This window comes from Endozoicomonas atrinae, from assembly GCF_001647025.1.
Lineage (GTDB): Bacteria > Pseudomonadota > Gammaproteobacteria > Pseudomonadales > Endozoicomonadaceae > Endozoicomonas > Endozoicomonas atrinae.
Map to the genome: position 1 here is coordinate 1 of NZ_LUKQ02000416.1, position 3,241 is coordinate 3,241.

Genomic DNA, 3,241 nt, shown 5'->3' on the forward strand with positions numbered 1-3,241 from the left:
ATCAGAACCTGATGCACAGAGTTTTTGAGAAGTTAGGCTTGGCAATGAATGACGAAAAAGTCATGAATACTTATGAGGAGCTAAGTAGCTATGGTGCTATCGCTGCATAATAGTGTCCGGAGTATTGATTTACATAAGCAGATAAAAAAATAACGCTATAAACCCGGAGTCAAGGGAAGTCGTTTAACATATGGAAATAATGAATATTGTAATGATCTAAGCTCAATATTCTTGTCGCAAATAAGACTTCGAATCCTATGAAGCCTGTCAATGTGACCTATATGCTCAGCACTGCCAATCACAAACAATCCTGCTGGACGCAGCTTTTTAAATACGATGTCATACTCCTCCTTTTCAAGCCTATCGATATGAGCTTTAAGTTTACGCTGATGAATATCAGTGAAACTATCCTCACACGGAGATGCCTTATCAAGCTCAAATGTCCGTCTTTCAATGTCACACACTTCGATAGAAAGAGATTGATTGCGTAAATAACTCACAGAATGAGAAAGGTTGTGATGGCAACACCCTCTATTGGTACGGTGCATTTCAGTGTGACGATGGCTAGCAAGCAGTGCGGAGTTATGAAAGCCAACATTACAATCAGCACACTGAAAAGGCCTGACCATGAAATGAGTTTTGTTTAGATGCTTGACCATTAGCCCAAATTGCTTACCTTTACTGTCATTGCATAATGTACAATCAAATATCACCTTACCGCCTATCTTTGATTGTTTTGCAAATAAAAGAACTTCTTTTTGAGTTTTAACCCCTCGACCACTAAAACTTCGCCCAACATCATCAGATCGATCACTCGTTCCGCTAGATGAGGACTGGTAATATTGAATATCGATTTTATGCCCTTGCACACCAACAACCCAAGTTAAGGTATTTGAAGCTCTAAGTGCTATATGAAACTTATAACTGTTGACTTATGGAACTCCCCGCCATCTGACCTGATGTAAATACGACTCTTTCCAGCAAGCTGAAGATATACGCATATAATCAACAGACAATAAACATCCATATAAGTTTCTCCAGGCATATGCAAGATGGTCCATTTAGAGTATGTCGATAGCCTGCCAGACTGATTCAATCCACAGTTAAGAACGCCCAACCGGAGCGTGCTTTCGGGGAACTGGAGTACAGCGGTCTTGCCGGAAATAAACCCAATTGGCATCAGCCAACAGTAGAAGATACTGATCAAATCCAGGTAAGACCTCATCCAAACCGGTGACAACTGGAGATAATAATAATGAGTGATCAAGATCAGATTCGACAGAGACTCTACGAACGCGCCCGGGAATTGGTGCCAGTGCTGAAAGAGCGCACAGCAGAAGCCAACCAGCAGGGCAGACTACATGACGAAACCATTGCAGATTTTCAGGAAGCGGGTTTCTTTCGAATTCTCCAGCCCGCAAAATGGGGCGGCTACGAGCTGAAGCCTCATGACTTTTTCGAAGTTCAGATGACACTGGCCGAAGGCTGCATGTCTTCAGCCTGGGTTCTCGGTGTCGTTGCTATCCACAACTGGCAGCTGGCCCTGTTTGATGATCGCGCCGCACAGGATGTCTGGGGTGAAGACACCAGCGTACTGATCTCCTCTTCTTATATGCCTGTGGGTAAAGTGGAGCATGTTGAAGGCGGTTACAAACTCAGTGGCAAGTGGGGCTTCTCTTCCGGATCCAAGCACTGCGAATGGGCCTTCCTCGGCGCTATCGTACCGCCTAAAAACGAAGGCGAAGCACCGGACTACCGCACATTCCTGGTACCACGGGAAGATTACGAGATCGTAGACAACTGGGACACTATGGGCCTGCAGGCTACCGGCTCCCATGATGTCGTGGTAAAAGACAAGTTTGTGCCAGAATACCGCACACATCGCTCTCTTGATGGCTTTATGCAGAACAGCCCTGGCAATGCAGTGAACACAGCTCCACTGTTCAAGCTGCCCTTCGGCCAGATCTTTGTTCGCGCAGTATCATCTTCCGCTATCGGAGCCCTGAAAGGTGCCGTGGATGATTTTGTCGATTTCAACCGTAAGCGTATTGCCCTGCATGATGGCAAGGCAGTGGTTGAAGACCCTGGTGCACAGGCGGCTGCCGCCAATGCCATGATGGTGGTCAGTGATCTGAAAACCATCCTGTTCAAAAATTTTGATATCCTCAGCGAACGAGCCGATCAGGGTGAGCCTCTGGCTATTGAAGAGCGGGTCAAAATGCGTTATGACTCTGCGATTGTGGGTACACGCTGCGCGGATGCCATTACCGAACTCTACCTGCACTGTGGGTCAGCCGGTATTTTCAATACTCACAAGGTGAATCAGGTCTTCCGGGACATTCAAACCGGCCGGACTCACGTAGCCAACCAGCCTGCCAAATATGCACGTAACTTTGGTGGTGTCATCATGGGCCGTGAAACCACTGACTTCTTCCTCTAACTCTTTCAGGCAAGGCTACCTTAGCCTTGCCTTCCTCCTCCCTCACACCTTCTCCTGTGCAGTTTTGCAAAGAAAACTAAAAATCTTCACGAAACAGTAAAATTAAGCCTATTTTAATCACTATCGAGATTTTCAAATATTTGCTGCGTCCAAAGCAGCTGTTTACTGCCCAGCTCTTATCGCCAGAACAAACACCATGAAACAGCTTATCTTACGGCAACTTCTGGATCCTGAGTCTCATACTTACAGCTATATTCTTGGCGATATGGAATCAAAAGAAGCGGTACTGATTGACTCAGTCAGCGAACAAACAGAGCGTGACCTTCAGCTTATAGACGAGTTGGGGCTCAAACTGAAACTTATTCTTGAAACCCATGTTCATGCTGACCATATAACCGGCGCCTGGAAACTGAAACAGAAAACAGGAGCCCCGATATTGTTGAGCAAATTTTCCTCGGTGGATATGGCCGACAGATTATTAGACGATGGGGAGAACCTTCAAATAGGACAACTGTTGATCACAGCGATCAGCACCCCGGGACATACGAAAAGCTGTATGAGCTTTCTGTGGAATGGCAAGGTATTTACCGGAGATACACTCCTTATTCGTGCTGCTGGCAGGTGTGATTTTCAGGAAGGTTCCGCCGAGCAACTGTACGAAAGTATCACGAATAATACCAATCGCATTTTCTAAATCCTTAAGCTGCCGCCAACTATGCTTAGGCATCATTACCATGCATTATCTAGAACAGATGTCTCGTCGACCACAGCTACCCGAAGGTTTTAATGATGTTGATTTTC

The 3,241-nt window shown here is 45.9% G+C and carries 3 protein-coding genes; 2 read left to right on the plus strand and 1 reads right to left on the minus strand.

What is annotated here, in order from left to right:
• Window positions 1–155: 155 nt before the first annotated feature.
• Window positions 156–869 (minus strand): hypothetical protein, encoded by a 714-nt coding sequence (locus AK963_RS32645; RefSeq protein WP_139117707.1) that lies wholly within the window; start codon window positions 867–869, stop codon window positions 156–158.
• 386 nt (window positions 870–1,255) lie between these two features.
• Here AK963_RS32645 and AK963_RS27225 point away from each other — a divergent pair, with 386 nt between their 5' ends.
• Complete coding sequence (locus AK963_RS27225) at window positions 1,256–2,440, plus strand: acyl-CoA dehydrogenase family protein (protein ID WP_066018468.1); 1,185 nt, start codon at window positions 1,256–1,258, stop codon at window positions 2,438–2,440.
• A gap of 196 nt (window positions 2,441–2,636) precedes the next feature.
• Window positions 2,637–3,134: an MBL fold metallo-hydrolase gene (locus tag AK963_RS27230; RefSeq protein WP_083232918.1), complete on the plus strand. Its 498-nt coding sequence runs from the start codon at window positions 2,637–2,639 to the stop codon at window positions 3,132–3,134.
• The last annotated feature ends 107 nt before the right edge of the window (window positions 3,135–3,241 follow it).